Annotated in this window: 24 protein-coding genes; 11 read left to right on the top strand and 13 right to left on the bottom strand. The window is 73.7% G+C overall.

Features of this window, described 5'->3' with window-relative positions:
* Positions 1-156 precede the first annotated feature (156 nt).
* On the top strand, positions 157-882 hold the full coding sequence (locus tag ACZ5OX_RS33370) for a class I SAM-dependent methyltransferase (protein ID WP_465635256.1): 726 nt from the start codon (positions 157-159) through the stop codon (positions 880-882).
* A gap of 97 nt (positions 883-979) precedes the next feature.
* On the opposite strand, the gene ACZ5OX_RS33375 is transcribed toward ACZ5OX_RS33370, so the two are convergent.
* Together ACZ5OX_RS33375 and ACZ5OX_RS33380 are read right to left on the bottom strand one after the other, a co-directional pair.
* Positions 980-1189, bottom strand: coding sequence for a DUF4287 domain-containing protein (locus tag ACZ5OX_RS33375; protein WP_465635257.1), 210 nt, complete (start codon positions 1187-1189; stop codon positions 980-982).
* Between the two features lie 90 nt (positions 1190-1279).
* Positions 1280-5293, bottom strand: a complete 4014-nt coding sequence (locus ACZ5OX_RS33380; protein WP_465635259.1) for a Pls/PosA family non-ribosomal peptide synthetase — start codon at positions 5291-5293, stop codon at positions 1280-1282.
* Between the two features lie 536 nt (positions 5294-5829).
* Between ACZ5OX_RS33380 and ACZ5OX_RS33385 the strand changes: the two genes are divergently transcribed.
* From ACZ5OX_RS33385 to ACZ5OX_RS33395, 3 genes are all read left to right on the top strand, one after another.
* Positions 5830-6438 (top strand): histone deacetylase, encoded by a 609-nt coding sequence (locus ACZ5OX_RS33385; protein WP_465635261.1) that lies wholly within the window; start codon positions 5830-5832, stop codon positions 6436-6438.
* Between the two features lie 204 nt (positions 6439-6642).
* Positions 6643-7446 carry a hypothetical protein gene (locus tag ACZ5OX_RS33390; RefSeq protein WP_465635263.1) on the top strand — a complete coding sequence of 268 codons (804 nt, stop codon included), beginning with the start codon at positions 6643-6645 and terminating at the stop codon, positions 7444-7446.
* A 216-nt stretch (positions 7447-7662) separates the two neighbouring features.
* On the top strand, positions 7663-9027 hold the full coding sequence (locus ACZ5OX_RS33395; protein ID WP_465635265.1) for a DUF418 domain-containing protein: 1365 nt from the start codon (positions 7663-7665) through the stop codon (positions 9025-9027).
* Between the two features lie 56 nt (positions 9028-9083).
* Here the strand turns inward: ACZ5OX_RS33395 and ACZ5OX_RS33400 are convergent, their stop codons facing one another.
* Genes ACZ5OX_RS33400 through ACZ5OX_RS33410 form a run of 3 tightly spaced genes read right to left on the bottom strand, consistent with a single transcriptional unit; the run spans position 9084 to position 11817 of the window.
* Entirely contained in the window at positions 9084-9584 is a 501-nt protein-coding gene (locus ACZ5OX_RS33400) for a GerMN domain-containing protein (protein ID WP_465635267.1), read from the bottom strand.
* Entirely contained in the window at positions 9581-11137 is a 1557-nt protein-coding gene (locus tag ACZ5OX_RS33405) for a sensor histidine kinase (RefSeq protein WP_465635269.1), read from the bottom strand. The genes ACZ5OX_RS33400 and ACZ5OX_RS33405 overlap by 4 nt, the downstream gene beginning before the upstream one ends.
* Positions 11134-11817, bottom strand: coding sequence for a response regulator (locus ACZ5OX_RS33410; protein ID WP_449791948.1), 684 nt, complete (start codon positions 11815-11817; stop codon positions 11134-11136). Before ACZ5OX_RS33410 ends, ACZ5OX_RS33405 begins: the two co-directional genes overlap by 4 nt.
* Before the next feature lie 157 nt (positions 11818-11974).
* On the opposite strand from ACZ5OX_RS33410, the gene ACZ5OX_RS33415 reads away from it, so the two are divergent.
* On the top strand, positions 11975-12820 hold the full coding sequence (locus tag ACZ5OX_RS33415; protein ID WP_465635272.1) for a polysaccharide deacetylase family protein: 846 nt from the start codon (positions 11975-11977) through the stop codon (positions 12818-12820).
* A gap of 62 nt (positions 12821-12882) precedes the next feature.
* Here ACZ5OX_RS33415 and ACZ5OX_RS33420 read toward each other — a convergent pair whose 3' ends face one another.
* Complete coding sequence (locus tag ACZ5OX_RS33420) at positions 12883-13401, bottom strand: SixA phosphatase family protein (protein WP_465635274.1); 519 nt, start codon at positions 13399-13401, stop codon at positions 12883-12885.
* Between the two features lie 538 nt (positions 13402-13939).
* Between ACZ5OX_RS33420 and ACZ5OX_RS33425 the strand changes: the two genes are divergently transcribed.
* Positions 13940-15331: a hypothetical protein gene (locus ACZ5OX_RS33425; RefSeq protein WP_465635276.1), complete on the top strand. Its 1392-nt coding sequence runs from the start codon at positions 13940-13942 to the stop codon at positions 15329-15331.
* Positions 15332-15521: 190 nt separating this feature from the next.
* Here the strand turns inward: ACZ5OX_RS33425 and ACZ5OX_RS33430 are convergent, their stop codons facing one another.
* A complete protein-coding gene (locus ACZ5OX_RS33430) occupies positions 15522-15998 on the bottom strand; it encodes a carboxymuconolactone decarboxylase family protein (protein WP_465635278.1) in 477 nt (158 codons plus the stop codon).
* A gap of 187 nt (positions 15999-16185) precedes the next feature.
* Between ACZ5OX_RS33430 and sigJ the strand changes: the two genes are divergently transcribed.
* Positions 16186-17127: an RNA polymerase sigma factor SigJ gene (sigJ, locus tag ACZ5OX_RS33435; protein WP_465635280.1), complete on the top strand. Its 942-nt coding sequence runs from the start codon at positions 16186-16188 to the stop codon at positions 17125-17127.
* 89 nt (positions 17128-17216) lie between these two features.
* Here sigJ and ACZ5OX_RS33440 read toward each other — a convergent pair whose 3' ends face one another.
* Positions 17217-17606 (bottom strand): hypothetical protein, encoded by a 390-nt coding sequence (locus ACZ5OX_RS33440; RefSeq protein WP_465635282.1) that lies wholly within the window; start codon positions 17604-17606, stop codon positions 17217-17219.
* Between the two features lie 202 nt (positions 17607-17808).
* On the opposite strand from ACZ5OX_RS33440, the gene ACZ5OX_RS33445 reads away from it, so the two are divergent.
* Positions 17809-18504, top strand: a complete 696-nt coding sequence (locus ACZ5OX_RS33445) for a hypothetical protein (RefSeq protein WP_465635284.1) — start codon at positions 17809-17811, stop codon at positions 18502-18504.
* A 5-nt stretch (positions 18505-18509) separates the two neighbouring features.
* On the opposite strand, the gene ACZ5OX_RS33450 is transcribed toward ACZ5OX_RS33445, so the two are convergent.
* From ACZ5OX_RS33450 to ACZ5OX_RS33465, 4 genes are all read right to left on the bottom strand, one after another.
* Positions 18510-19118 (bottom strand): DUF2306 domain-containing protein, encoded by a 609-nt coding sequence (locus ACZ5OX_RS33450; protein WP_465635286.1) that lies wholly within the window; start codon positions 19116-19118, stop codon positions 18510-18512.
* A 218-nt stretch (positions 19119-19336) separates the two neighbouring features.
* Complete coding sequence (locus ACZ5OX_RS33455) at positions 19337-19804, bottom strand: NUDIX domain-containing protein (protein ID WP_449810276.1); 468 nt, start codon at positions 19802-19804, stop codon at positions 19337-19339.
* Positions 19805-19816: 12 nt separating this feature from the next.
* A complete protein-coding gene (locus tag ACZ5OX_RS33460) occupies positions 19817-20059 on the bottom strand; it encodes a hypothetical protein (RefSeq protein ID WP_449791959.1) in 243 nt (80 codons plus the stop codon).
* Entirely contained in the window at positions 20059-20259 is a 201-nt protein-coding gene (locus ACZ5OX_RS33465) for a hypothetical protein (RefSeq protein WP_449791960.1), read from the bottom strand. Before ACZ5OX_RS33465 ends, ACZ5OX_RS33460 begins: the two co-directional genes overlap by 1 nt.
* 119 nt (positions 20260-20378) lie before the next feature.
* On the opposite strand from ACZ5OX_RS33465, the gene ACZ5OX_RS33470 reads away from it, so the two are divergent.
* Both ACZ5OX_RS33470 and ACZ5OX_RS33475 read left to right on the top strand, forming a co-directional pair.
* Complete coding sequence (locus ACZ5OX_RS33470; protein WP_465635289.1) at positions 20379-21218, top strand: helix-turn-helix domain-containing protein; 840 nt, start codon at positions 20379-20381, stop codon at positions 21216-21218.
* Entirely contained in the window at positions 21203-21412 is a 210-nt protein-coding gene (locus tag ACZ5OX_RS33475) for a DUF397 domain-containing protein (protein WP_449791964.1), read from the top strand. The genes ACZ5OX_RS33470 and ACZ5OX_RS33475 overlap by 16 nt, the downstream gene beginning before the upstream one ends.
* 92 nt (positions 21413-21504) lie before the next feature.
* On the opposite strand, the gene ACZ5OX_RS33480 is transcribed toward ACZ5OX_RS33475, so the two are convergent.
* Entirely contained in the window at positions 21505-21858 is a 354-nt protein-coding gene (locus tag ACZ5OX_RS33480; protein ID WP_465635291.1) for a DoxX family protein, read from the bottom strand.
* 211 nt (positions 21859-22069) lie between these two features.
* Between ACZ5OX_RS33480 and ACZ5OX_RS33485 the strand changes: the two genes are divergently transcribed.
* The gene (locus ACZ5OX_RS33485; protein WP_449791964.1) at positions 22070-22279 is read left to right on the top strand and encodes a DUF397 domain-containing protein; all 210 of its coding nucleotides are present in this window, start codon (positions 22070-22072) and stop codon (positions 22277-22279) included.
* Positions 22280-22630: the final 351 nt, after the last annotated feature.

A 22630-nucleotide genomic window follows, 5' to 3' on the forward strand; every position in this document is an offset into this window, starting at 1 on the left:
CGTACGCGCCGTAGCACTACTGGTGGACCCCGGGGTGGCCGGGTGGCGGGGGCGGCGTGGGGTGCGGCCGGTTTCGGGCAGCCTGGGGCGAAGTGGTGTAGACCTGTCGAAGTGGTGTAGACCTGTCCGACCGCCCGGCAGGCTTAGGCTCGGCCCATGGCTGACGCATCCTTCGGGCATCCGCGGCTCGCCGCGCTCTACGACCCGCTCGACCCCGATCGCGGCGATCTCGACGCCTACGCGCGGATGGCGCAGGAGTTCGGAGCGCGCCGGGTGCTGGACATCGGCTGCGGCACCGGGGTGTTCGCGCTGCTGCTGGCCGGGCGCGGGATCGAGGTCGTCGGGGTCGATCCCGCGCTCGCCTCCGTCGAGGTCGCGCGCGCCAAGCCGGGCGCGGCGAAGGTGCGGTGGATCCACGGGGACGCGACAGGCCTGCCTGCGCTGCGGGTCGACCTGGCGACGATGACGGCGAACGTCGCCCAGGAGATCACCGGCCGGGCCCGGTGGCGCGGGACGCTGCGGGGCGCCTTCGGGGCGCTGCGGCCGGGCGGGCGGCTGGCCTTCGAGACCCGTGATCCGGCCGCCCGCGCCTGGGAGGAGTGGACCCGCGGGCGCTCCCACCGGGTGACGCAGGTCCCGGGTGTCGGCCCGGTCGAGAGCTGGGTCCACCTGCTCGGGGTGCGTTGGCCTCTGGTGTCGTTCCGGTGGACGTACGTCTTCGCCGCGGACGGGCAGGTGCTGACCTCGGATTCGACGCTGCGCTTCCGGGAGCGGGGCGAGGTCGAACGGGACTTGGCCGCCTGCGGCTTCGTGGTGGAGGAGGTGCGCGACGCGCCCGACCGGCCGGGGCGGGAGTTCGTCTTCGTGGCCCGGCGCCCGTGATCCCCCACCGCGCGCGGGAAGTCGGCCGGGCCGACTTCTCACGCGGGGCGGTGGACCCGGACCTTCATCCCGGCGATCGTCACGGCGACCGGCCGGTTCAGGCGGGCTTCTCGGCGAGGGTGTGGGCGACGAGGGCGTTGGCGTGGCCGTGGCCGAGGCCGTGGTCGGTCTTGAGCCAGGCGACGAGTTCCATGTGCCTGGTGAGCGGGGAGGTGCGGATGAGGTCCTTCCACTCCTCGATCGGGCGGCCGTACTTCTTCTCGATGGACGGGAAGTACGAGGCGGGGCCCTTCACGGCGGCGGTCATGAGCGTGGTCCTCTCAAGGAAATGCGGTGCGGTCACGGGGTTGGACCGTGACCGCACCGCGAACTCATCGCCCCCGGAAGGTGATCCCGGTCACACCCCGGCGGTGGCTCGGGCGCGTCCGCGGCCGCGGCGGCGCCCGGCGGGCGGGGTGGGGTCGGCGTTCCAGGCGGCGACGGGGTTGCCGAGCCAGCGGGTGGCGCCGGGGACGTTCTCGCCGCGCATGACGAGGGAGGCGGGGCCGACGGTGGTGCCGGCGCCGAGGGTGGAGTTGAGCAGGACGATGGAGTGCGGGCCGGTGGTGGAGCCGGCGGCGAGGTGGACGGGGCCCAGGCGCATCACCCGGTCGTGGAAGAGGTGGGTCTGCAGGACGGTGCCGCGGTTGACGCTGGCGCCGGCTTCGACGGTGACGAGGTCGGTCTCGGGCAGCCAGTGGGTCTCGCACCACACGCCGCGTCCGATGCGGGCGCCGAGGCTGCGCAGCCAGGCGTTGAGGTAGGGGGTGCCGGTGATGGTGTGGCCGCCGAAGGGCATGGCGAGTTCCTCGACGAAGGTGTCGTAGAGCTCGTTGCGCCACACGAAGGAGGACCACAGGGGGTGTTCGGCGACGCGGAAGCGGCCGACGAGCAGCCATTTGGCGGCGGTGGTGACGGCGCAGGCGACGACGGCGGCGGCGGTGAGGACGAGTCCGGCGGCGGCGAGGGCGGTGCCGAGTCCGTAGTCGTCGCGCAGTTCCTGGAGGGCGGCGAGGACGAGGTCGCCGAGCAGGGCGGCGAGGACGATCGGCAGCAGTCGGCAGAGTTCGACGCCGGCGCGGGCCCACATCAGGCGCCGGGGCGGGTCGTAGGTGCGGCCTTCGGCGCCGGTGTCGGCGACGCGGGGCAGGGCGAAGGCGGGGCGGCCGAGCCAGGAGGAGCCTTCGGGAGCGTGGGCGGGGGTGTCGGACAGGACGCCGACGAGGGAGCCGGCGGGCAGGTGGCGGTCGGGGCCGACGATGCCGGAGTTGCCGACGAAGGAGCGGCGTCCGACGTGGGAGGGGCCGAGGTGGAGCCAGCCGCCGCGCAGCTCGTAGGGGGCGACGAGGGTGTCGTCGGCGAGGAAGGCGCCGTCGTCGACGCGCATCAGGCCGGGCAGGGCGAGCACGGTGGAGGCTTCGACGTGCCGTCCGACGCGGGCGCCGAGCAGGCGCAGCCACACGGGGGTGAAGAGGCTGGCGTAGAAGGGGAAGAGGGTGCGCCGGGCGGTGTCGCTGAGGCGGCTGACGGCCCAGGCGCAGAAGGCGACGCGGCCGGTGGCGGGGTGGAAGCCGGGGCGCAGCGGGCGGGAGAGGAGGCGTACGAGGAGCGCTATGAGGGTGGCGTAGCAGGCGAGGGTGAGGGCGGCGAGGGGGATGGTGGCGGGCAGGAGTTGGACGAGGGCGTCGGCGAGGGTGGTGTCGGTGTCGATCATCGGGTAGACGATGAGCAGGGCGGGCAGGGCGGCGAGGATGGGGACGAGGCCGAGGACGGCGAAGCCGGCGCCGTAGGCGAGGTTCCAGCCGCGGGTGACGGGTGCCGGGGCTGACGGCCAGTCGGTGGGGGCGTCGGTGGCGGGGCGGGCCGGGGAGCCGGTCCAGTGTTCGCCCGGGGGGACGGTGGCGGTGACGCAGGAGCCGGGGGCGATCTCGGCGCGGGCGCCGATGCGGGCGCCGGGCATGAGGGTGGCGCGGTGGCCGATGCGGGCGCCTTCGCCGATGTCGAGGTGGCCGACGTGGAGGGTGTCGCCGTCGAGCCACCAGCCGGCGAGGTCGGCTTCGGGTTCGATGCAGGCGTTGGCGCCGATGCGGGCGAGGCCGGTGACGGGGGGCAGGGTGTGGAGTTGGACGCCGGGGCCGACGCGGCAGCCGAGTGCGCGGGCGTAGCGGGGGGCCCAGGGGGTGCCGGCGAGGGCGGCGGTGGCGAACATGGCGGTGTGGCGTTCGGCGGCCCACAGGCGCAGGTGGACGTGGCCGCCGCGGGGGTGGCTGCCGGGGCGGATGCCGGCGGTGAGCAGGCGGGCGCCGGCGGCGGCGAGCAGGGTGCGGCCGGGGGCGCTGTAGAGGAGGAGGAGTCCGGCGGCGACGGGCCACCAGGAGCTGTGGGGGGCCCAGGCGAGGTGGCTGCCGGTGAGGTTGTCGAGGGCGATGAGGACGAGGATCCAGCGCAGTCCGGCGAGGGAGAACATGCCGAGCAGGAGCAGGGTCTGCCACAGGCCGGCGCTGCGGGGGGTGCGGCGTACGGTGCGGGTGCGGACGGCCGCGGTGGCGGTGGCGGCGGTGGTGGTGGCGGCGGTGGTGGTGGCTTCGGGTGGGGTGGTGGGGGTGAGGGTGTCGAGGTAGGCGGCGAGGTCGGTGAGGACGGGGTGGGCGTACAGGTCGGCGACGGAGACGCCGCTGTGGCGGGTGCGCAGGTCGGAGACGAGGCGGGCGGCGGTGAGGCTGGAGCCGCCGAGGGCGAAGAAGTCGTCGCCGGGGCCTGGGGGTGTGCCGAGCAGGCGTTCCCAGTGGCCGGCGAGCCAGCCGGCGGTGCCGTCGAGGGTCTCGGCCGAGGAGGTGGCGGCGGTTCCGGTGGTGGCGAGCGGCCAGGGCAGGGCGCCCCGGTCGACTTTGCCGGAGGTGCGGGTGGGCAGGGAGTCGACGAGGGCGAGGACGGGCACCAGCGGGGCGGGCAGGCGTTCGAGCAGGTGCCGGCGGGCGGTGGTGAGGTCGGGGGTGGTGCCGGGGTGGGCGACGAGGTAGCCGACGAGGAGGTCGGCGCCGGCGGGGGTCTTGCGGACGGCCGCGGCGGCGGCGCGGATGCCGGGCAGGGCTTGGAGGGCGGCGTCGATCTCGCCGAGTTCGATGCGGCGGCCGCCGAGTTTGACCTGGTCGTCGGCGCGGCCGAGGAAGACGAGGCCGTCGGGGTCGTTGCGGACGAGGTCGCCGCTGCGGTAGACGCGGGGTGAGGCGAGGGCGGGGTGGGCGCTGAACTTCTCGGCGTCCTTGGCGGGGTCGAGGTAGCGGGCGGTGCCGACGCCGGTGATGAGCAGTTCGCCGGTGGCGTGCCAGGGGACGGGGTTGCCGGCCTGGTCGACGACGGCGATCTCCCAGCCGTCGAGGGGGGCGCCGATGCGTACGGGCTTGCCGGGGAGCATGCGGGCGGCGGTGGCGACGACGGTGGTCTCGGTGGGGCCGTAGGTGTTCCAGAACTCGCGGCCCTCGACGGCGAGGCGTTCGACGAGTTCGGCGGGGCAGGCCTCGCCGCCGACGATGATCAGGCGGACGGCGTCCAGGCACTCCTGCGGCCACAGGGCGAGCAGGGTCGGGACGGTGGAGACGGCGGTGATGCGCCGGGTGACGAGCCAGGGGCCGAGGTCGGTGCCGGCCTTGACGAGGGCTCGGGGGGCGGGGACGAGGCAGGCGCCGTGGCGCCAGGCGAGCCACATCTCCTCGCAGGAGGCGTCGAAGGCGACGGAGAGTCCGGCGAGGACGCGGTCGCCGGGGCCGAGCGGGCGGGTCTGCAGGAACAGGCGGGCCTCGGCGTCGACGAAGGCGGCGGCGCTGCGGTGGGTGACGGCGACGCCCTTGGGGCGGCCGGTGGTGCCGGAGGTGAAGATGATCCAGGCGTCGTCGGCGGGGGCGGGCCAGGCGGGGCGGCCCGAGGGGTGGGCGGCGGGGCCGGCGTTCAGGGCGCGGCCGGGGCCGAGGACGGCGCAGACGGCGGCGTCCTGCCAGATCATCTCGGCGCGCTCGTCGGGGTCGTCGGCGTCGACGGGGACGTAGGCGGCGCCGCAGCGCAGCACGGCGAGGATGGCGGTGTAGAGGTCGGCGGTGCCGGAGGGGATGCGGATCCCGACCCGGTCGCCGCGGCCGATGCCGTGGGCGGCGAGTTGTCCGGCGAGGGTGTCGACCTCGTGGAGCAGGGCGCGGTAGTCGAGGACGGTGTCGCCGGTGTCGAGCGCGGGCGCGTGGGGGTGGGCGTCGGCGGTGGCGGCGATGATGTCGAGCAGGCTGCGGGGGTGGGCGGCCTGCGCCACCGGCCAGCCGGCCGCGGGGCCCTGGTGGGGGCGGTGCAGTGTGCCTGGGCCGGCCGTGTCGGGGCGTGCGTCCATGGATGGGTTTCCTTGGTTCCGGGGTCCTGGGGGCGCGTACGGGTGTGCGGGTGTACGGCCGGGCGGCTGTACGGGTGTGGTGGCGGGTGACGGGTGGTCACCTGCGGGAGAGCGCCCACTCACCATGACTCGGCTGGGAGTCGGCTGGATGCAGCGAGGATTGGATCAAAGGAAATTCTCATCATCGATGTCGCAAGGGAGCGACGACGGTATGAATCGAATGACATTTCGCGGGTTTTCGCTCGTTTTCGCTGGTGCAGAGTAATCGCCGAATACCGGAGCAGCGCGACGGGAGCGGGAAGAGTGTTGAACGCCATGGCGACCGGAACGGTACAGGTAGTGAGGGGGGCGCCGCCGAATCGGGGGGTTCTGGTCGGATCATCGGGCTGTTCACGGTTTTCACATCTTCGTGTGGGAGTCTTTCACCCCCCGCACTGCGGAGCCTCGCTGTGAACGGGCCGGGAAAAGGCCGCTCCGGCCGGGATTCCACTGAAGGTGGTGGCCCCCGGAGGAGTGCCGGTGGCCGGAACGGGAGCGTGCTCGTCTGGTACGTGGCGTACGGCTCGAACCTGCACGCCGCCCGCCTCGCCTGCTACCTGCGCGGCGGGTGCCCGGACGGCGCCGCGCAGGCCCAGCCCGGCAGCCGCGACCCCAGCGCGCCGCGCCGGACGGTGGCCACCGCGCTGCCGGGCACGCTCTACTTCGCCGGGCGCTCGCCCACCTGGGGCGGCGGCTCGGCCTTCTACGACCCGGGTGGGAGCGGAGAAGTTCCGTGCCGTGCCTATCTGGTGACGGTCGATCAGTTCAGTGACATCGTCGCGCAGGAGATGCGCCGCTCCCCCGGCGCCGACCTCGACCTCACCGCGGTGCTCGCCACCGGGCGCGCCGAACTGGGCCCGGGGCGCTACGAGACCCTGCTGCGCGTCGGCGAGTCGGACGGGCACCCGCTGCTGACCTTCACCTCCGCCCGGGGCGTGGCCGGCGCCGAGCTCAACGCCCCCACCCCGCCCTACCTGCGCACCCTGGCCGCCGGGCTGGCCGAGTCCCACGGCTGGGGCCCCTGGCGCACGGCCGGCTACCTCGCCACCCGGCCGGGCGCGGCGGGGCACTGGACGCCGTGGACGGTGGCGGCGGTGCTGGACTGAGCCGGCGGCGCCTGCCCCGGGCCCCCTTGCCTGCGCGGCCTCGCCTTCGAGCGCGGCAACCGGGGCCGGTGCCGGGAGGCGATCGCCGTGCTGCGCGAGAGGCAGGCCGCCCGTTCCGGGCGGTGAGCCCCCGCGCAGACGCGGCACCGGACAACAGCCGGGCCGGGGCACGGCGCTGTCGGCGGGCGCCGCTACGGTGCCGCCATGACCACTGACCCCACCGCACCCGTGAACTCCCCTGCGCCGGACGCCGACTGGGACCGCCTGCTCGCCGAGGCCTTCGCCGTCCTGCTCGGCCGGCCGCTGGAGGAGTACGACCCGAAGGCCGTCTACGCCGCCCGCGTCAGCGGCAACCTGATGGACGAGTCCGGCCTCGAACGCGACGCCGCCTGGGTGCACCCGGCGGCCCTGCGCGGCGAGCACCCGGTCGCCGCGGACCTCTACCTGTTCGACGAGGCCGAGCGGACGCCGGACTTCGACGCGAGCCGGTCGCTCTTCGAGTTCCGGCCGTCCGACGCGCTGCGGGCGGACCTGCCGGAGGGCTTCGTCGCCGCCGTCGAGGCCGCCTGCTTCACCCGTGCCCTCGTGCGCGGCGCCGACCTCGGCGCGCTGGCCGAGCGGTACGGCGTCGACCTCGCCTCCCCCGCCCTGGCCGGCGCCTGGAGCGTCCGCTTCGCCCGGCTCGTCTGCGACGGCACCCTCCTGGACGCCCTGCGCGCCGCCCTCGGCACCGGCCGCACCCCCGAGGAGCTGACGCCCTTCTCGGCGGAGCCCGAGGAGGACTGGCAGGAGGCCCTGGCCGCGATACCCCACCCCGGGCTCCGCGCCCACCTCGGCTTCTTCTGCACCGACGGCGACGAGGGCCTGATGCCCCTGGCGGAGGACGCCACGGCGTGCGGCCTGGAGGACGAGGGCTGCGAAGCCGTCGCGGGCTGGGAGGACGGGCACGGCCAGCTCGACATCACCGTGGTCCGCCTCAGCGACCTCGTCGCCGGCCCGCGCCGCTGACCCCGCCCCACCACGGCGCGGCCACCCGGCAGTTCGCCGGGCGGCCCCGCCGGCGGACCGGCACTCCGTGACACGACGGCTCCGTGACACGAGGGCTCCGCAACACAACGGCTTTGACACAACGGCTCTGTGACACAACGGTCATGTTCCGGGAAGGGCGGGCTGATACCGCCTGCCTAGCGTGGCGGCTCCTTGATGTCGTTCGAAGGAGTTGCCGTGATCACCGAACCGATGGCGGGGCGCGCGCCGAAGGCCGCCGGGCGCCGGGAGCGCGCGCGGGAGGGGGCACCGGGCGGGCGGCGCCTGCCGGCGGTCGACGTGCTGCGGGCCCTGGCGATCCTCGGGATGGTGTGGATGCACTTCGTGCCGACGGGCTGGCTGGAGCCCACGCCGCCCGGGCACGACTGGCCCGGGGTGCTGGAGTGGCTGAACGGGTTCCTCGACACCCGCGCCCGCAGCGTCTTCTTCCTCCTGGCGGGCGTGTCCGTCGCGCTGATGACCGGCGGCGCGCGGCCGTTCGCCGGGACGGCGTTGCGCCGGGCCCGTGGCCGGATCGCCGTACGGGCCGGAGTGCTGCTCCTGCTGGGCCTGGGCCTCGAGCAGGTCTCCGGGAAGCCCAACATCATCACCGCCTACACCGGGTGGCTGCTGTTCCTGCTGCCGTGGACGCGGGTGCGGGCGCGCCTGCTGTTCGCGGCGGCGGGGGTGTTCGCGGTGGCGGCCCCGGTGTTCCAGATCGCCCGGGTGAACCACGGCCGGGGCTGGGGCTTCCTGCCCGAGGCGGGGCCGGGCGCGCCGGAACTGCCGCAGGGCCTGGCGGTGCTGGCGCACCCGGGCGACTGGCTCGCGGTGTTCCAGTCGTACGTGTTCAACGTGGACACCTTCTACGCGCTGCCGCTGCTGCTGGCCGGCCTGGCGATCGGCCGCCTCGACCTGCGCGAGCGCGCGGTGCGGGTGCGGATGGCGCTCACCGGTGCGGGGATCGTGGCCGGTGGCTGGCTGGCGTCGTGGCTGGTGCTGGGGCCGCTGGGGCTCGGCGCGGCGATCGACCGGTTCCAGGCCGAGCTGACGGCCCCGCCGCCGATGCCCCCGATGCCGCCGATGCCGGCGCTGCCCGCTGACGGCGCGCTGCCGGACGTGCCGCCGGTGCTGCCGGAGCTGCCCCCGATGCCGAAGGTCCCGTGGGCGGAGCTGTGGGCGATGTCCAAGCCGGGCCCGGGCATCGCGGAGTACAGCGCGCTGCAGATCCTCTGGCTGGTCGGCGTCTGCCTCGCCCTGCTCGGCGCGCTGCTCCTACTGACCGAACGAGGCCCGTGGCAAAGGGTGTTGTGGCCGGCGGCCGCGATGGGCTCGATGGCGATGACCTGGTACTTCGTCCAGGACGTGATCACCAGCCGGTTCCTCGGCGAAGGCCCGGGCGGCTTCGGCCACGCGCCGCAGTCCCTCGTCCCGTACGCGCTGCTCGCGGTGGCGGCCCTGGTGGGCTCGGTGCTGTGGCGGCGGTTCTTCCGCCGCGGCCCGCTGGAGGCCCTGGTGCACCGGGCCACCACGGCGGCGGTGCCGCGCCGCCAGGGACCGTGACGGGACGGGCCCGGTACGCCGCGGCGGGCGTACCGGGCCCGTTCATGTGCGGGCGGTCAGCCGGTGCGGTGCAGGTCGCACTGCTGCTGGATGGCGGAGGGGGCGTCGCTGCTGACGATGGCGACCTTCGGCACGGAGCCGGACTCGGCCGGGGCGTCCTCGGCGGTGCAGGCGAGCTGCTGGATGGCGGGGGCGGAGAGCAGCGCGGCGGACCAGTTCAGGCGCAGGGTGACCACCCCGGGGGTGGTGGTGACCTGGACGCGGCCGTAGGCGGGCAGGTCGCTGTAGAGGCCGGCGCGGGTCTCGGCCGGGTCGGGGCCCGCGAGCAGGGTGTCCAGGGTCCGCTGGAGGTCCTCGCGTTGGGCGTCCGGCCGGATGGTGAGGTGGATGCCGTGCTGGTCGAGGAAGTAGAGCCGAGTGCCGGGCTGGATGCCGGTGGCCGGCCGGCCGCTCTTGACCGGCCCGGTGGTGGAGATCGAGCAGCCGCAGAGCGCCGGCAGCGCGGCGAGGGCGGTGAGGGCGGTGAGGGTGGCGGCGAGCCGGTGTCGGGCGGTCACGGGGTTTCCTCCTCGACGAGGCCGCGGGGCAGGACGAGGGTGAACACCGCGCCGCCGGTCGGGGCGTTGGCGGCGTCGATGAGGCCGCCGTGCAGGCGGGCGTTCTCCTGGGCGATGGCGAGGCCGAGGCCGCTGCCCTCGGAGCGTCTGCGCGCCTTGTCGGCCTTGTAGAACCGGTCGAACAGGTGCGGGAGTTCGGCGGGCGGGATGCCGGGGCCGCGGTCGGTGACGGTCAGCAGGAGGTCGTCGTCCGCGGCGCGCAGGGCGACCCGTACGGGCGGGCGGCCGTGGCGCAGCGCGTTGCCGACGAGGTTGGCGACGATCACGTCGAAGCGGCGCGGGTCGAGGCGGACGGGCAGGGGGGCGGGCAGGTCGAGTTCGACCCGGTCGTTCCAGCCGCGCAGGTCGAGGGTCTCGCGGACGGCGGTGGCGGCGTCGACGGTCTCGGTGTGCAGGGGTGCGGCGCCGGCGTCGAGGCGGGAGATCTCGATGAGGTCGTTGACGAGGCGGGTGAGGCGGGTGGTCTCGTTGCTGATCATGCGCAGGGCGGTGGCGGTGTCCTCGGGGAGTTGTTCGGCGTCCTCGTCGAGGATGTCGGTGACGGCAAGCATCGCGGCCAGGGGGGTGCGCAGTTCGTGGGAGACGTCGGCGGCGAAGCGCCGGCCCTGGGATTCGATGGCGCGCAGTTCCTCGATGGTGCCCTGGAGGGTGCGGGCGGTGTGGTTGAACGTCTTGGAGAGCTGGGCGAGTTCGTCGTGTCCGGTGACGGTGAGGCGGGTGTCGAGCCGGCCCTGGGCGAGGTCGCGGGCGGCGTCGCCGAGGGCGCGTACGGGCCGCAGGACCTGGCGGGCGGCGAGCAGGGCGAGGCCTGCGGCCAGGATCGCGGCGAAGGCGCCGGCTCCGGCGGCGGCGGCGAGCAGGGCGTTGCTGGCGCTCTGCTCGCGGTCGAGCGGGAGCAGGGCGTAGACGGTGAGTCCGGAGGGGGCGTTGGGCGCGGCGGCGTTGGTGACGGGGATGCCGGTGGCGAGCCAGGGCCGGCCGTCGGCGGTGAAGCGCTGGAAGGCGGCGTGGCCGCGGTTGACGGTGGCTTCCAGGGCGGGCGGGACGGCGACGGGCTGGGTCCACTCGGAGTGGTCGCTGCCGTGGGCGGCCAGGATGCGCCAGTCGCGGAATCCGCCGGTTCCGGACAACTGGCTTGCCAGGCGGTCGAGTTCGCCTGCGGTGGGTGGGAACGGCAGGGCGGGGGCGAGGGTGTCGACGCGTCGGCGCAGTTCGTCCAGGGTGGTGTCCTGGGTGAGTTCCAGGGTGGAGTTGGTGGCGGCCCGGTAGGTGAGTGTGGCGGTGGCGAGCGCGCTGAGGGCGGCGACGGCGACGAAGGCGGCCAGCAGCCGGGGCCGCAGCCCGGCGACGGCGCGGCGCAGCCGGATCCGGCGCGGGACGGGCTGCGGGAAGGCAGGCTGCGGCGGTTCGGACTGCGGGGCACCGGGCTGCCGGGAAGCGGACTGCGGGACACCGGGCTGCCGGGGTTCGGGCTGCGGCGGTTCGGCGGTCACAGCGGCCCGAAGCGGTAGCCGAAGCCGCGCACGGTCTGGATGTAGCGCGGCGCGGAGGGGCTGTCCTCGATCCTGGCGCGCAGCCGGTTCACTCCGGCGTCGACCAGGCGGATGTCCTCCTGGCGCCCCAGCCCCCAGACGGATTCCAGGAGTTGCTCGCGGCTGAAGACCCGCCCGGGGGCGGCGGCCAGCTCCAGCAGCAGCCGCAGTTCGCTGGGTGCCAGCGGCAGCGGGGCGCCGCGCTTGGTGACGGTCAGTGCCGCCCGGTCCAGGACGAGGTCGCCGTGGGTCTCGCGTTCCGCCTCCGGCCCGGTGCCGCCGCCGGCGCGGCGCAGTACGGCGCGGATGCGGGCGTCCAGGACGCGGGACTGCGCGGGTTTGACGACGTAGTCGTCGGCTCCGGCCTCCAGGCCCAGGACGGTGTCGAGGTCGTCGCCGAGGGCGGTCAGCATGATCACCGGGGTGGGGGCGGTCCGGCGCAGCCGCCGGCACACCTCGAAGCCGTCGATGCCGGGCAGCATCAGGTCGAGCACCACGAGCTCCGGCGGTTCCTGCCAGGCGCGTTCCAGTCCCTCCTCGCCGGAGGCGGCGGTGCGCACCTCGTGGCCCTGGCGGCGCAGGCCCAGGGCCAGGGCCTCGCGTACGGAGTCGTCGTCCTCGATCAGCAGTAGCCGTGCCATGGCCACCAGTATCCGGGCCCGACCTGCGGAAACGGGCCCGTGGCGCAGGTGCGGGGCCGCTTGTTGCAAAACGCTCATCTGTAGGTCACAGCGCCCGTAACCGGGCGGCGGACGGTGGTGGACACCGGCACCCGAGCCCCGGACGAGGAGCACCGCCATGCGCGACCACCACGAGCAGACCCCCACCGGCGAGACCCCGCGCAGCTGGTACCCGCGGGCGGACCGGCTGGTCCGCCCGCCTGGGACGTCCGGGCGCCTGCGCACCGCCCTGGGCGTGGCGGCGCTCGGTGCGGCGGCCCTGACCCTGCTGGGCGTCGCCGGCGCGGTGGACAGGCCCGCCGGGCCCGCCGCCGCGAGCGGGACGGCCGCGGCCCCGGACCCGGCTCTGCCCGCGCCGACGGTGGACATGAGCATCTCCCGCCAGTCCGAGGACCCGGGCAGGACCGTCAACCTGACCATCGACGACGGCCCCGACCCGCAGTGGACCCCGCGGATCCTGGACGTCCTGGCCCGCAACAACGCCAAGGCCGTCTTCTGCATGCTCGGCCCCAACGCCCGGGCCCACCCCGACCTCGCCCGCCAGGTCGTCGCCGCCGGCCACCGGCTGTGCGACCACAGCGTCAGCCACGACACCGCGATGGACCACAAGGACGTCGCGTACCAGGAGAAGGAGATCGTCGACGGCCTGCGGATGATCCAGGACGCCACCGGCGGTGCCCCCGTCCCCTACTACCGCGCCCCGGGCGGCGCGTTCACCCCCGAGAGCCGCCAGATCGCCGCCGCCCACGGCATGCGCCCCCTGGGCTGGAACGCCGACACCCGCGACTTCGAACGCCCGGGCGTCGAGCGGATCGTCGAGACGGCGAAGGCCCAGCTGCGCATCGGCCCCACCGTCCTGCTCCACGACGGCGGCGGCAACCGCGCCCAGACGCTGGAGGCCCTGGAGCGGCTGCTGCCGTGGCTGAGGGACAACGGCTACGCCTTCAGCTTCCCGCGCGTGTGACCGGCCGCCGGGCGGGCCCACCGTCAGGGCCCGCCGTCAGGGCCTACCTTCAGGGTCCGCCGTCAGGCGTGCGGCGCCCAGAAGTCGGTGAGCCGGCAGCTGTTGCGTTCGACGGTCGCCCACCTTCCCTCGAACGCGAGGACCGCGGCGGCGGCCGTCGGGAAGCCGGAGTCCCTCATCCGCGCCATCGCGTCCCCCACGGCCTCGCCGGCCAGGGCTTCGGCCAGCTCGCGGACGCCGGGGTTGTGGCCGACCACGACCACGTCCCGGTCCTCGTCGGACTGCTCGTTGAGGACCGTGATCAGTGCGCCGAGGCTCGCGTCGTACAGGCGCTCGTCCTGGACCGTCCTCGGCTTGTTCCGCAGCTCGGGGACCATGAGCTTCCAGGTGTCGCGGGTGCGCACGGCCGGCGAGACGAGCGCGAGATCGGCGTCGACACCGGCCCCGGCGAGCCAGCGGCCCGCGGCCTTCGCGTCCTTGCGGCCCCGCTCGGCCAGCGGCCGGGCGCGGTCGTCCACGTCATCGGGATGCTCGGCCTTGGCATGGCGGACCACGACGATCCGGCGCGTCTCCTCGGGCATGGCTTCTCCCTCTCACGGCATCGGTCGGGCACGGGAACACGAACAGCGACGATCGTGACAGCCCGCGCCCGCATCGACGCCCCGCCGGCCGGGCCGCACCGCCGATGTCCACCCGCGCGGACGACACACCGGGCCGGGTCCCTCCCGGCGGCGCGCTGCCGCCGCGCACCCGCGGCAGCAGCGCCGCCGGAGCGCCCTCACCCTCCTCACCGCCCGTACGTGCCAGGCCGGTTGAGGGAGATCACGGCCTGCCAGTGGTGGTACGGCGCGGACCGCCCCCGAACGGTGACCACCGCCCCGCTCGCGTTGACGGTCACGCCGAACGCGCACCCCATCAGCTACGGGCCGCCACCGTACCGACGATCGAGCGTCAGTGCCGCCGTATCGAACTGGCTTTTCGCCGCCTCTGCGTGATCGCCCAATTCCGGACAGTGGTCGACTCGTTCTCGACACTCTCCTCGATCCCCTCGGTGCGCACGTGCCCGCGCCGCCACGCTGTAGCCGCCGCCCTCACAGGCGTGCGAGATCGGGAGGGGACATGATGGGCACCGCCCGCCAGGTCGAACTGCTGCGCGCGGAGATCGCGAAGAACCTGCAGGCCGGCCTGGAGCAACTCCGCAGCAGCACCGACGCGTTGCGCTCCGAACTCACCACGACGCTGGCCACCGGCCTGAGCGAGCACCGCGACAGCGCCTTCGCGACGATCGCCAAGGCGCAGGAGCTGACCGAGCGGGCCATCCAGGAGAACCGCACACTCCGCCGCCAGCTCGGCACCGCACGAGGTGAGCTCACCGCGATGCAGAACACCAACCGTGCGGCTCACCAGACGAGTCGGGCCGAAACCGCCGGACCTGCTGAACCCGCGCCTGTGCAGGAGGAGACCGCTGCCTGGCCGGAGGCCGGCGCCGAGGGGCCGGAGCTCCGGCGCGACTTCACCGCGCTGCCGGCCGCCGACGAGCACCAGCCGTCGACCGAGGGACGTGCGACCGCTCAGAGCGCCGGTCAGAGCGCCGGCCCCGACCGGAACGACACCGAGCACACCGAGACGCAGGCAGCCGAGGCCGCACCCCGACCGGCCCTCCCGTCCGCGACCAGCCAGGCCGCGGAGCCCGACAGCAAGGAGACCTCCGTGACCGATCCCGCCGCCGACAACGAGCCCGGCGACCCGCTGCCCCTCACCGAGGAACAGGTCCGGCGCATCGTGTCGGAAGCCATCGTCGGCCAACTAGTCGACCTCCTCCGTCCTCAGCCGGCCCCCGCCGAACCCGAGGTGGAGGTCGACGCGGAGGCGTCGGAGCAGGAAGGGACGGCGCCGTTCGCCCCGTCCGGCCTGACCGAGGAGTCCGCCCGGCTGATCGCGGCCCAGCTCGCGGACCTGATTCGACCTCAGGTGGACCCGGTCGAGCCGGAACCGGCACCTGCCGCACAGCCTCCCGCCACCGGGGACACCGCCACCGAGGACACCGCCGGCGGTCCGGCCGACGACGTGTCCGGCCTCATCCCCGAGTCGTTCGCCTGGCCCATCCACGTCGGCACCCTCCGCAAGGCCGCAGCGGTGAGGACCGTCGCGATCTCCTGCCACCCCGAGACCTGGGACTTCCTCGCCGCGCAGATCGAGGGCACCGAGCACTTCTCCAAGCCCGTCGGCGGCATCGACGAGGACACGATCCTGTCCGGCCGCAGCGTCATCGCGCTCCTCAACGCCCTGCGAAGGACCGCCTACAACGGCGTCGGCAGCGACAGCGGCATCGAGACGTGGGCCTTGGCCGTCACCAGCTACGAACGCATCGCCGCCGTGATCAACCACACGCGGCCGGCGGACGGGGGCGGCGGGGGTGAACAGCTGACCCAACCGCGGATCGTCCTCGACGACCGGATCGACGGCGGCCCCGCCGGCGGACCGGCGGGCGGACCGGCGGGCGGCAGCTGATCCACTGATCCCACTGATCCACGAGGGCGCGTGCGGGCACACCGGCGAAGTCCCGGCCACGGGCTTCTCCCGTTCAGGCCGGGGCCGCTCGGCGGTACGGCGCCACGCCTTCGCGGCAGCCGTACCGCCGAGCGGCCCGGCCCGACCGTTCCTGCGCGGAGGGACGGTCGGGGAAGGGGCCCGCGGCCGCTCAGTGGCCGTACATGCCCACCTCGTAGGTGCCGCCGGGCTGGCCGATCATCACATTGGCCCGGTTGAAGGCGTTGATGATCGCGATCACGCAGACCAGCGCCGCCAGCTGCTCCTCGTCGTAGTACTTGGCGGCGTTCGCCCACGCCTCGTCGCTCACCCCGCCGGCCGCGTCGGCGATCCGGGTGCCCTCCTCGGCGAGCTCCAGCGCGGCGCGCTCGGCGTCGGTGAACACGGTGGCCTCGCGCCAGACGGCGACCATGTTCAGGCGCGCCGGGTCCTCCCCGGCGTGCACGGCCTCCTTGAAGTGCATGTCGACGCAGGGGCCGCAGCCGTTGATCTGGCTGGCGCGCAGCCGCACCAGCTCCTGGACGGCGAGCGGCAGGCTCGACTCGGTGGTGGGCTTGCTGGCCGCGATCAGGTGCTTGACGACCTTGCCCAGGATCGGGTTGGTGAAGACGTCCAGGCGGGGTTCCATGGTGTGCTCCTCGGTCGGTGTTTCCGTTGCTGTCATGAAGACAAGACAGCCCGCCGCTTTGTGACAGCCCCCGAAGTGACCTGCGCCACACCACCCGCCGGTGCGTGCGGACGGGCCTCGGATAACCTGCCGACCACGCTCAGGACAGGGGGATTCCATGACGGGTGGGACGGGTGGGACGAGTGGCATGGATGTGGCGGGTGGGACGGATGTGGCGGGCGCGGCCGCCGGGTACCGGCCGCTGCTGTTCTCCATCGCCTACGGGATGACGGGCTCGGTCGGCGACGCCGAGGACCTCGTCCAGGACGCCTTCCTCGGCCTCGCCCGCGCCGAGCGGGCCGGCACCGCGATCGCCGCCCCCAGGGCGTACCTGACCACGGCCGTCACCCGCCTGGGCATCAACCACCTCACGTCCGCCCGGGTGCGCCGCGAGACCTACGTCGGCCAGTGGCTGCCCGAGCCCGTCGTCAGCACCGCCGAGCGTCCAGGCCCGGCCGAGCACGCCGAGCTGGCCGACTCGCTGTCGATGGCGTTCCTGGTGCTGCTGGAGGCCCTCTCCCCGATCGAGCGCGCGGTGTTCACACTGCGCGAGGCGTTCGGGTACGGCTACCCGGAGGTCGCCGGGATGGTCGGCCGCAGCGAGGCGAACTGCCGTCAGATCCTCGCCCGCGCCCGCAAGCGCCTGGCCCTCAAGGACGACGCCCCTGCTCCCCCGGTGCGCCGCGCGGAGGGCGAGGAGCTGGCCCGCCGCTTCTTCGCGGCCGCCGAGGGCGGCGACCTGGACGCCCTGCTCGGCCTGCTCGCCCCCGACGTCGCCTTCCGGGGCGACGGCGGCGGCAAGGCCCGCGCGCTCGCCCACTGCCTCACCGACCCGCGCCGCGTCGCCCAACTGCTCGTCGGCGGCCTGCGCCGCCTGCGCCGCCTGGGCGCGCACCTCGTCCCGGCGCGGGTCAACGGCCGCCCCGGCGCGGTGGTGTACGACGCCGAGTGGCGCGTGGCCAGCGTCATCGGGCTGGACATCGACGCCGACGGCGCGGTGCGGGCCGTCCACGCCGTCTCCAACCCCGACAAGCTCGCCCACCTCGGCCCGCTCTCCGAACTCGGACTGCTGCCGCAGCCGCGGGCATAGGCCCGCCCCCGTCCCCCGGGCCCCCGGCCCCCCGGACGTGGAACGGCCCGGGCCCGAAGACGCCGGGCCCGGGCCGTTCACCCGACAGGTCAGGGGGTGGTGCACACGGCGTTCGCCGACAGGGACTGGGTCGTGGTGCCGGTGTTGGTGCCGCGGATGACCCAGGAACTGCCGCTCGGGTAGGAGTCGGTGAAGAAGATGTCGAAGCCGCTGGTCTGGCCGCCACCACCGGTGGGCACCTGACCGGACGGGCAGGTCACGGTGGCGATCCCGTGGCCGCCCGCGGGCACGTCGACGGGGTTGCCGAAGACCGGGGTGTGCGCGGCCAGCAGGGCGGGGTCGACGGCGGCCTGGTCGTGGGGGACGACGACGCTCGGCTTGACGGCGGTCCCGCCGTCGGCGAAGGCGACGGCGGCACTCGCGGACAGGACGGTGACGGCGGTCAGAGCGGTCAGGGCGAGGGACTTCGTGCGGGCCACGGCGGCCTCCTGAGGGTGTGGGGGGGCGGACTGGCGTCGGCGGGGGCTGCTCCCCGCACCGACCTCCGATACGTGCCCGAACCACCCTTCCCGCGGACGGGTGGACGGCTTCGGCGACCCGGGCGGAGGAATGCCGGTGCCCGGCCGGGCTAACCCGGGCTAGACTCCCCGACTTGATCAACGAACCACCAACGGGGGAAGCATGAACAGCCGTCACATCGACCAGTTCCGCCGGCTCAACGCCGCCGCACGCGTCATCGGCCGGCGCAACGCCCTGCGCTACCTCGCGCTCGGAGTGGGGTCCGCGCTGGTCGCCGCCTGCTCCAGCAGCGGGGGCGGGGGCGGCAGCGACACCAGGACCGGCGCCGCTCCCCCGGCCGGCACTCCCACCCCCGCCGGCACTCCCATCCCCGCCGACTCCCCCACCCCCTCGGCCCCAGCGGCCTCGACCCCTGCCGCCAAGCCCACCGTCGGCGAACGCATCTTCGACGCCTTCGTGACCGGCACCTGGGCGATCGAGTCCACCAGCACCCGCGGCGACAAGGCCCACGGCAGGATCACCATCGAGTCCAGCGGCCGCAACGGCGGCTGGACGCTCGTCTGGGACGACCTCGACGGCAAGCCCGTCACCTGGCGCGGCAGCCTGCTGCTGCGCGGCGGGCACCTGTCGCTGAGCCTCTTCGAGGGCCCCGAGAAGCTGATGGCCGGGCACCCCGAGGCCCTCCAGGTCCCGGACGCCGTGGGCGACACCGTCCAGCTGACCCTCCCCTGGGCACCACCCGGCGCCACCGCCGCGAGCAGCAAGGACAAGCTGAACGTCAGCTACGCGAACAGCGTCCTGACCATCGCCCACACCTCGGGCGGCAAGCCCACCACCCACGTCTGCACCCGCACCTGACCCGGTCAGTCAGTCTCGGCGGCAGGCCGGGTGCGGGTGAACCAGCAGGCCAGCAGCAGGTTGGGCACCCAGCACAGCCAGGCGATCGCGGTGTAGGAGGTACGGAAGTCCAGGTGCAAGGCGGCGGCGGCGAGCAGCATGAGGCGCAGGGTGACGGCGGCGAAGGTCAGCGCGAAGCTGCGGACCATCCAGCGGCGGTGGTCGGTCACCCGGCCGTCGAGGATCGCCCGCAGCCCGGCGCCGCCGGTCACCAGCCAGGCCACGGCCAGGCAGGCGAACCCGGCCCCGGTGACGGCGCCCCCGTACGCGACGGGCGCCAGCAGCAGCGCCCCCGCCGCGCCGACCAGGCAGGCGAGCAGGTAGGTGGCGCCGGTCCGGCGGTGCAGGCGCGGCCGGCGATCGCGCAGGCGGCGGGAGAACTGCCACGGCCCGACCGCGAGGGCGGTGATGGCGCCGAAGATGTGGACGTAGAGCGGGAGTTGGTGGCTCAGGTAGGTGGCGCGCTGGTGGCGGAAGAACGTGGACGGGTCGAAGCTGAGGTACTTGGCGGAGGTGACGACGATGAGCGTGGAGAGCACCGTCATGACGGCCCAACCGGCCCGTGTGATGCGCATACCTCCGAGTCTCGGGCCTGGCGGCCCCGACGGGAATCCGGGTCGACCCCGATGAGCACCCTCAGACAACACTCATCTCCCGTTTGATAGAAGGGAGTTGAGCACATTCCCCCAGTGAGGTGCATTGTCGGCAGCTTCCTCGCCCTGGACTGACCAGACCCGACGCGAACACCCCCGGCCCGGCGCGGAAGTTCCGCGCCGGGCCGGGGCACGTCGGGTCACGCGGCCCGCTGGCCGTGGAGCAGGACGGGCAGGGAGCGGTGGGCGAGGGCCTCGGTGGCGCGGGCGGCCTGGGAGGGGGCCATGAAGTCCGGCAGGTCCGGGGCGGGGACGAAGCGGGCGCCCAGCAGGCCGCTCCTGCGCTGCGACGGGACGGTGATCCGGGTGCTGTCGGGGACGGTGCCGCCGTCGAAGACCAGGTTGAGGCGCTGCAGGTAGCGGTCGGCCGGGGTGAAGTCGACGGCGAGGATGTCGGTGAGACGCACGATCAGCCCGGTGTCCGCGTGGAGGTGGCGGGCGGCGGCCAGGTGCGGGGGCTCGTTGGGGCGGGCGGAGCCGCCCGGGAGGATCATGCCGTCCATGTAGTCCGGGTCGACGAGCAGGACGTCGCCGCGCTGGTTGCGGATCAGGACGAGGCAGCCGAGCCGGCAGACGGGGGGCTTGGCGAGCAGGCGGGGGTCGTGCATCGGGGGTCGCTTTCAGACGTCGAAGGTGAGGCGCTCGTAGCGCAGGCCCTTGCGGAGCAGGTCGACCATGCGCAGGAGGTCGACGGGGCGGGCGGTGAGGTGCAGCAGGTAGCTGCACGTCAGGCGGCCGGTGTCCCAGTCCACTTCGAGGGTGGGGAGGTGGACGCCGCCGAGCGCGAGGACGGTGGTGAGGTCGTCCAGGACGTCGGCGGCGTTGCGGCGCTGCTCGGCGGTGGCACGGGAGAGGGTGGACATCACCGCTCCCCGGGGCGCTTGTGGACCTCGAAGGCGCGCCAGGCGCTGTAGGCGTCGCCGAAGAAGACGAAGGCGGCCAGGTCACCACCGGGCCGACGCAGCCACTCGCCGGTCATCTCGTTGCGGACCCGGTAGCGGTCGGCCTCCGGGTCCCAGCGGACGCCGTAGCCGTGGAGGCGCGGGAGTTGGTCGTGGGGCATGGGAATGGAACCCTCTGCGATCGGAGTTTCACGTTCTGTACATATGGTGGCGCAAGGTCCCCTAGGATCAGAAGTGGCTTGCTACTTGCCATGAGGCACCACGGGAGTTGAGGGCTGCCATGAACAAGAAGAAGATTGACCCGGAGTCGAGCCCCTGGGCGCCCTTCGGAATCCAGCTCAGGGCCTTCCGAGAGGCCAAGGACCTCCTCCAGGAGGAGCTGGCCCCGCTCATCGGGTGCTCGCCCTCCCACCTCTCCTACATCGAACTTGCGCACCGGCCGCCGAGCCGCAAACTTGCGGAGCTCTCCGACATCGCCCTCGACACGGGCGGCACCATGCTGCTGATGTGGTATCAGCTGAAGAACGCCGCGATCCTGGAGGGTTTTCCGGAGTACGCCCGGTATGAGCTCCTGGCGGAGCAGATCAGGATCTTCGAAGTCAACGTCATCGCCGGTCTTCTGCAGACCCGGGCCTATGCGACCGCAATCGAGATGAGTGCTGTCAGGCTTGGCACCGCGACCGAAAAGCTGGCCGAGGAACGCATCGAGTTCAGGCTTGCCCGCCAGACGATCATGGAGCGGGCTCATCCTCCACTCGTGCACGTGGTCCTGGACGAAAGTTGCCTGAGAAGGGTCGTTGGTGGGCGAGACGTCATGGTCGAGCAGTTGCTCCACCTTGAGAAGTTGGCCGAGCGACCTGAAGTGATCATTCAGGTCGCGCCGTTCACCCTCGGTGAGAGTCGGCCGTTCACGCACATGGCGTACCTCCTTACCATGCCGAACCGCAAAGTTCTCGCTTATGGCGAGGTTGAACAGCGCGGCTACATCGATCGCGATACCAAGTCAGTTGCCTCCCTGACCAAGAGCTACGATCGGCTTACGGTCGAGGCCCATGGCCAGGCCGAATCGCTGGCTTTCATCCGTGCGGCAAGGAGGGACCTGGAGTGGATGTCGACCTGACTGACGTTTCCTGGCGCAAGAGTTCGTACAGCGGCACCGGGGGCGGTGCCTGCATCGAGGTCGCCGACGGCTTCGCCGACGTCACCCCCGTACGCGACTCCAAGGACCCCTCCGGCCCCGCCCTCCTCTTCCCCACCGCCGCCTGGCAGGCCTTCGTCACCGCCGTCCGCACCGGCGAGTTCGACACCCACTGACCGTGACCACCAGCCCCACCACCCCAACCCCGGGGCGGCGGGGCCGAGCTGCGCGCACCCGCACTGCCGAGACCCCCGCCCGCAACACTTTTTCAGGCGCTCTGCAAGGCGAATACGAAGGTGGCCGTGCTGAGCACGAGCATGCCGGTGGCGTTGAGGAAGAGGTTGCGTCCCAGATCGCGGGCGCGAATGTGCATGCCCACGGCGGTGAGGAAGTAGCAGACGACGGCGGCGCTGGTCAGCACCGCCAGCGGGGCGGACCAGATGCCCGCGACCAGTCCTGCGGCCGTCACGGTCTTGAGCAGCGGTAGGAGCGGCCAGAACCTGCGGGGGAATCCGACGTCCCGCAGGCAGTCGTGGATGAAGCCGACCGGCTTGAGGCACATCGCGGCGTCCGCGAGCTGGATGACGGCGAGGCCGGCCAGCGGCCACCAGAACTGGATCACAGTTGCTGCTCCTTTAAAGGTTCGGATCTGCGCGCCCCGAGCAAGGGCACGTCTGAGAGACAGGGCGGCGCGGCGATTCGTGACACCGTCACCGAAGGCCCGTGGTCAAGTCAGTTGCCTCCCTGACCAAGAGCTACGATCGGCTTACGGTCGAGGCCCATGGCCAGGCCGAATCGCTGGCTTTCATCCGTGCGGCAAGGAGGGACCTGGAGTGGATGTCGACCTGACTGACGTTTCCTGGCGCAAGAGTTCGTACAGCGGCACCGGGGGCGGTGCCTGCATCGAGGTCGCCGACGGCTTCGCCGACGTCACCCCCGTACGCGACTCCAAGGACCCCTCCGGCCCCGCCCTCCTCTTCCCCACCGCCGCCTGGCAGGCCTTCGTCACCGCCGTCCGCACCGGCGAGTTCGACACCCACTGACCGTGACCACCGGCCCCGCCGCCCCAACCCGGGGCGGCGGGGCCGAGCTGCGCACACCCGCGCTGCCGAAACCCCCGCCCGCCCGCAACCCCGTCGTCATTCACCGGACTGGAGTACGGCGACCGTTGTACGGCGCCTCAGCTGGCGCACCCCGCTCCAAGTCGAAACGCGACATCCGCCAGTCGGTCGACCATGTCGTGTCCAACGAGGCGACGGGCGGCCCCGGGGGGGGGGGGGGGGGGGGGGGGGGGGGGGGGGGTGGCCCCCCCCCCCCCCCCCCCCCCCCGCCGCATGCGCGCGGAAGCGTCCGAAGAGGCGTCCGAGGAGGCGCTCGAAGACACGTCCGCGGAG

Source organism: Kitasatospora sp. NPDC032121 (genome assembly GCF_055580145.1).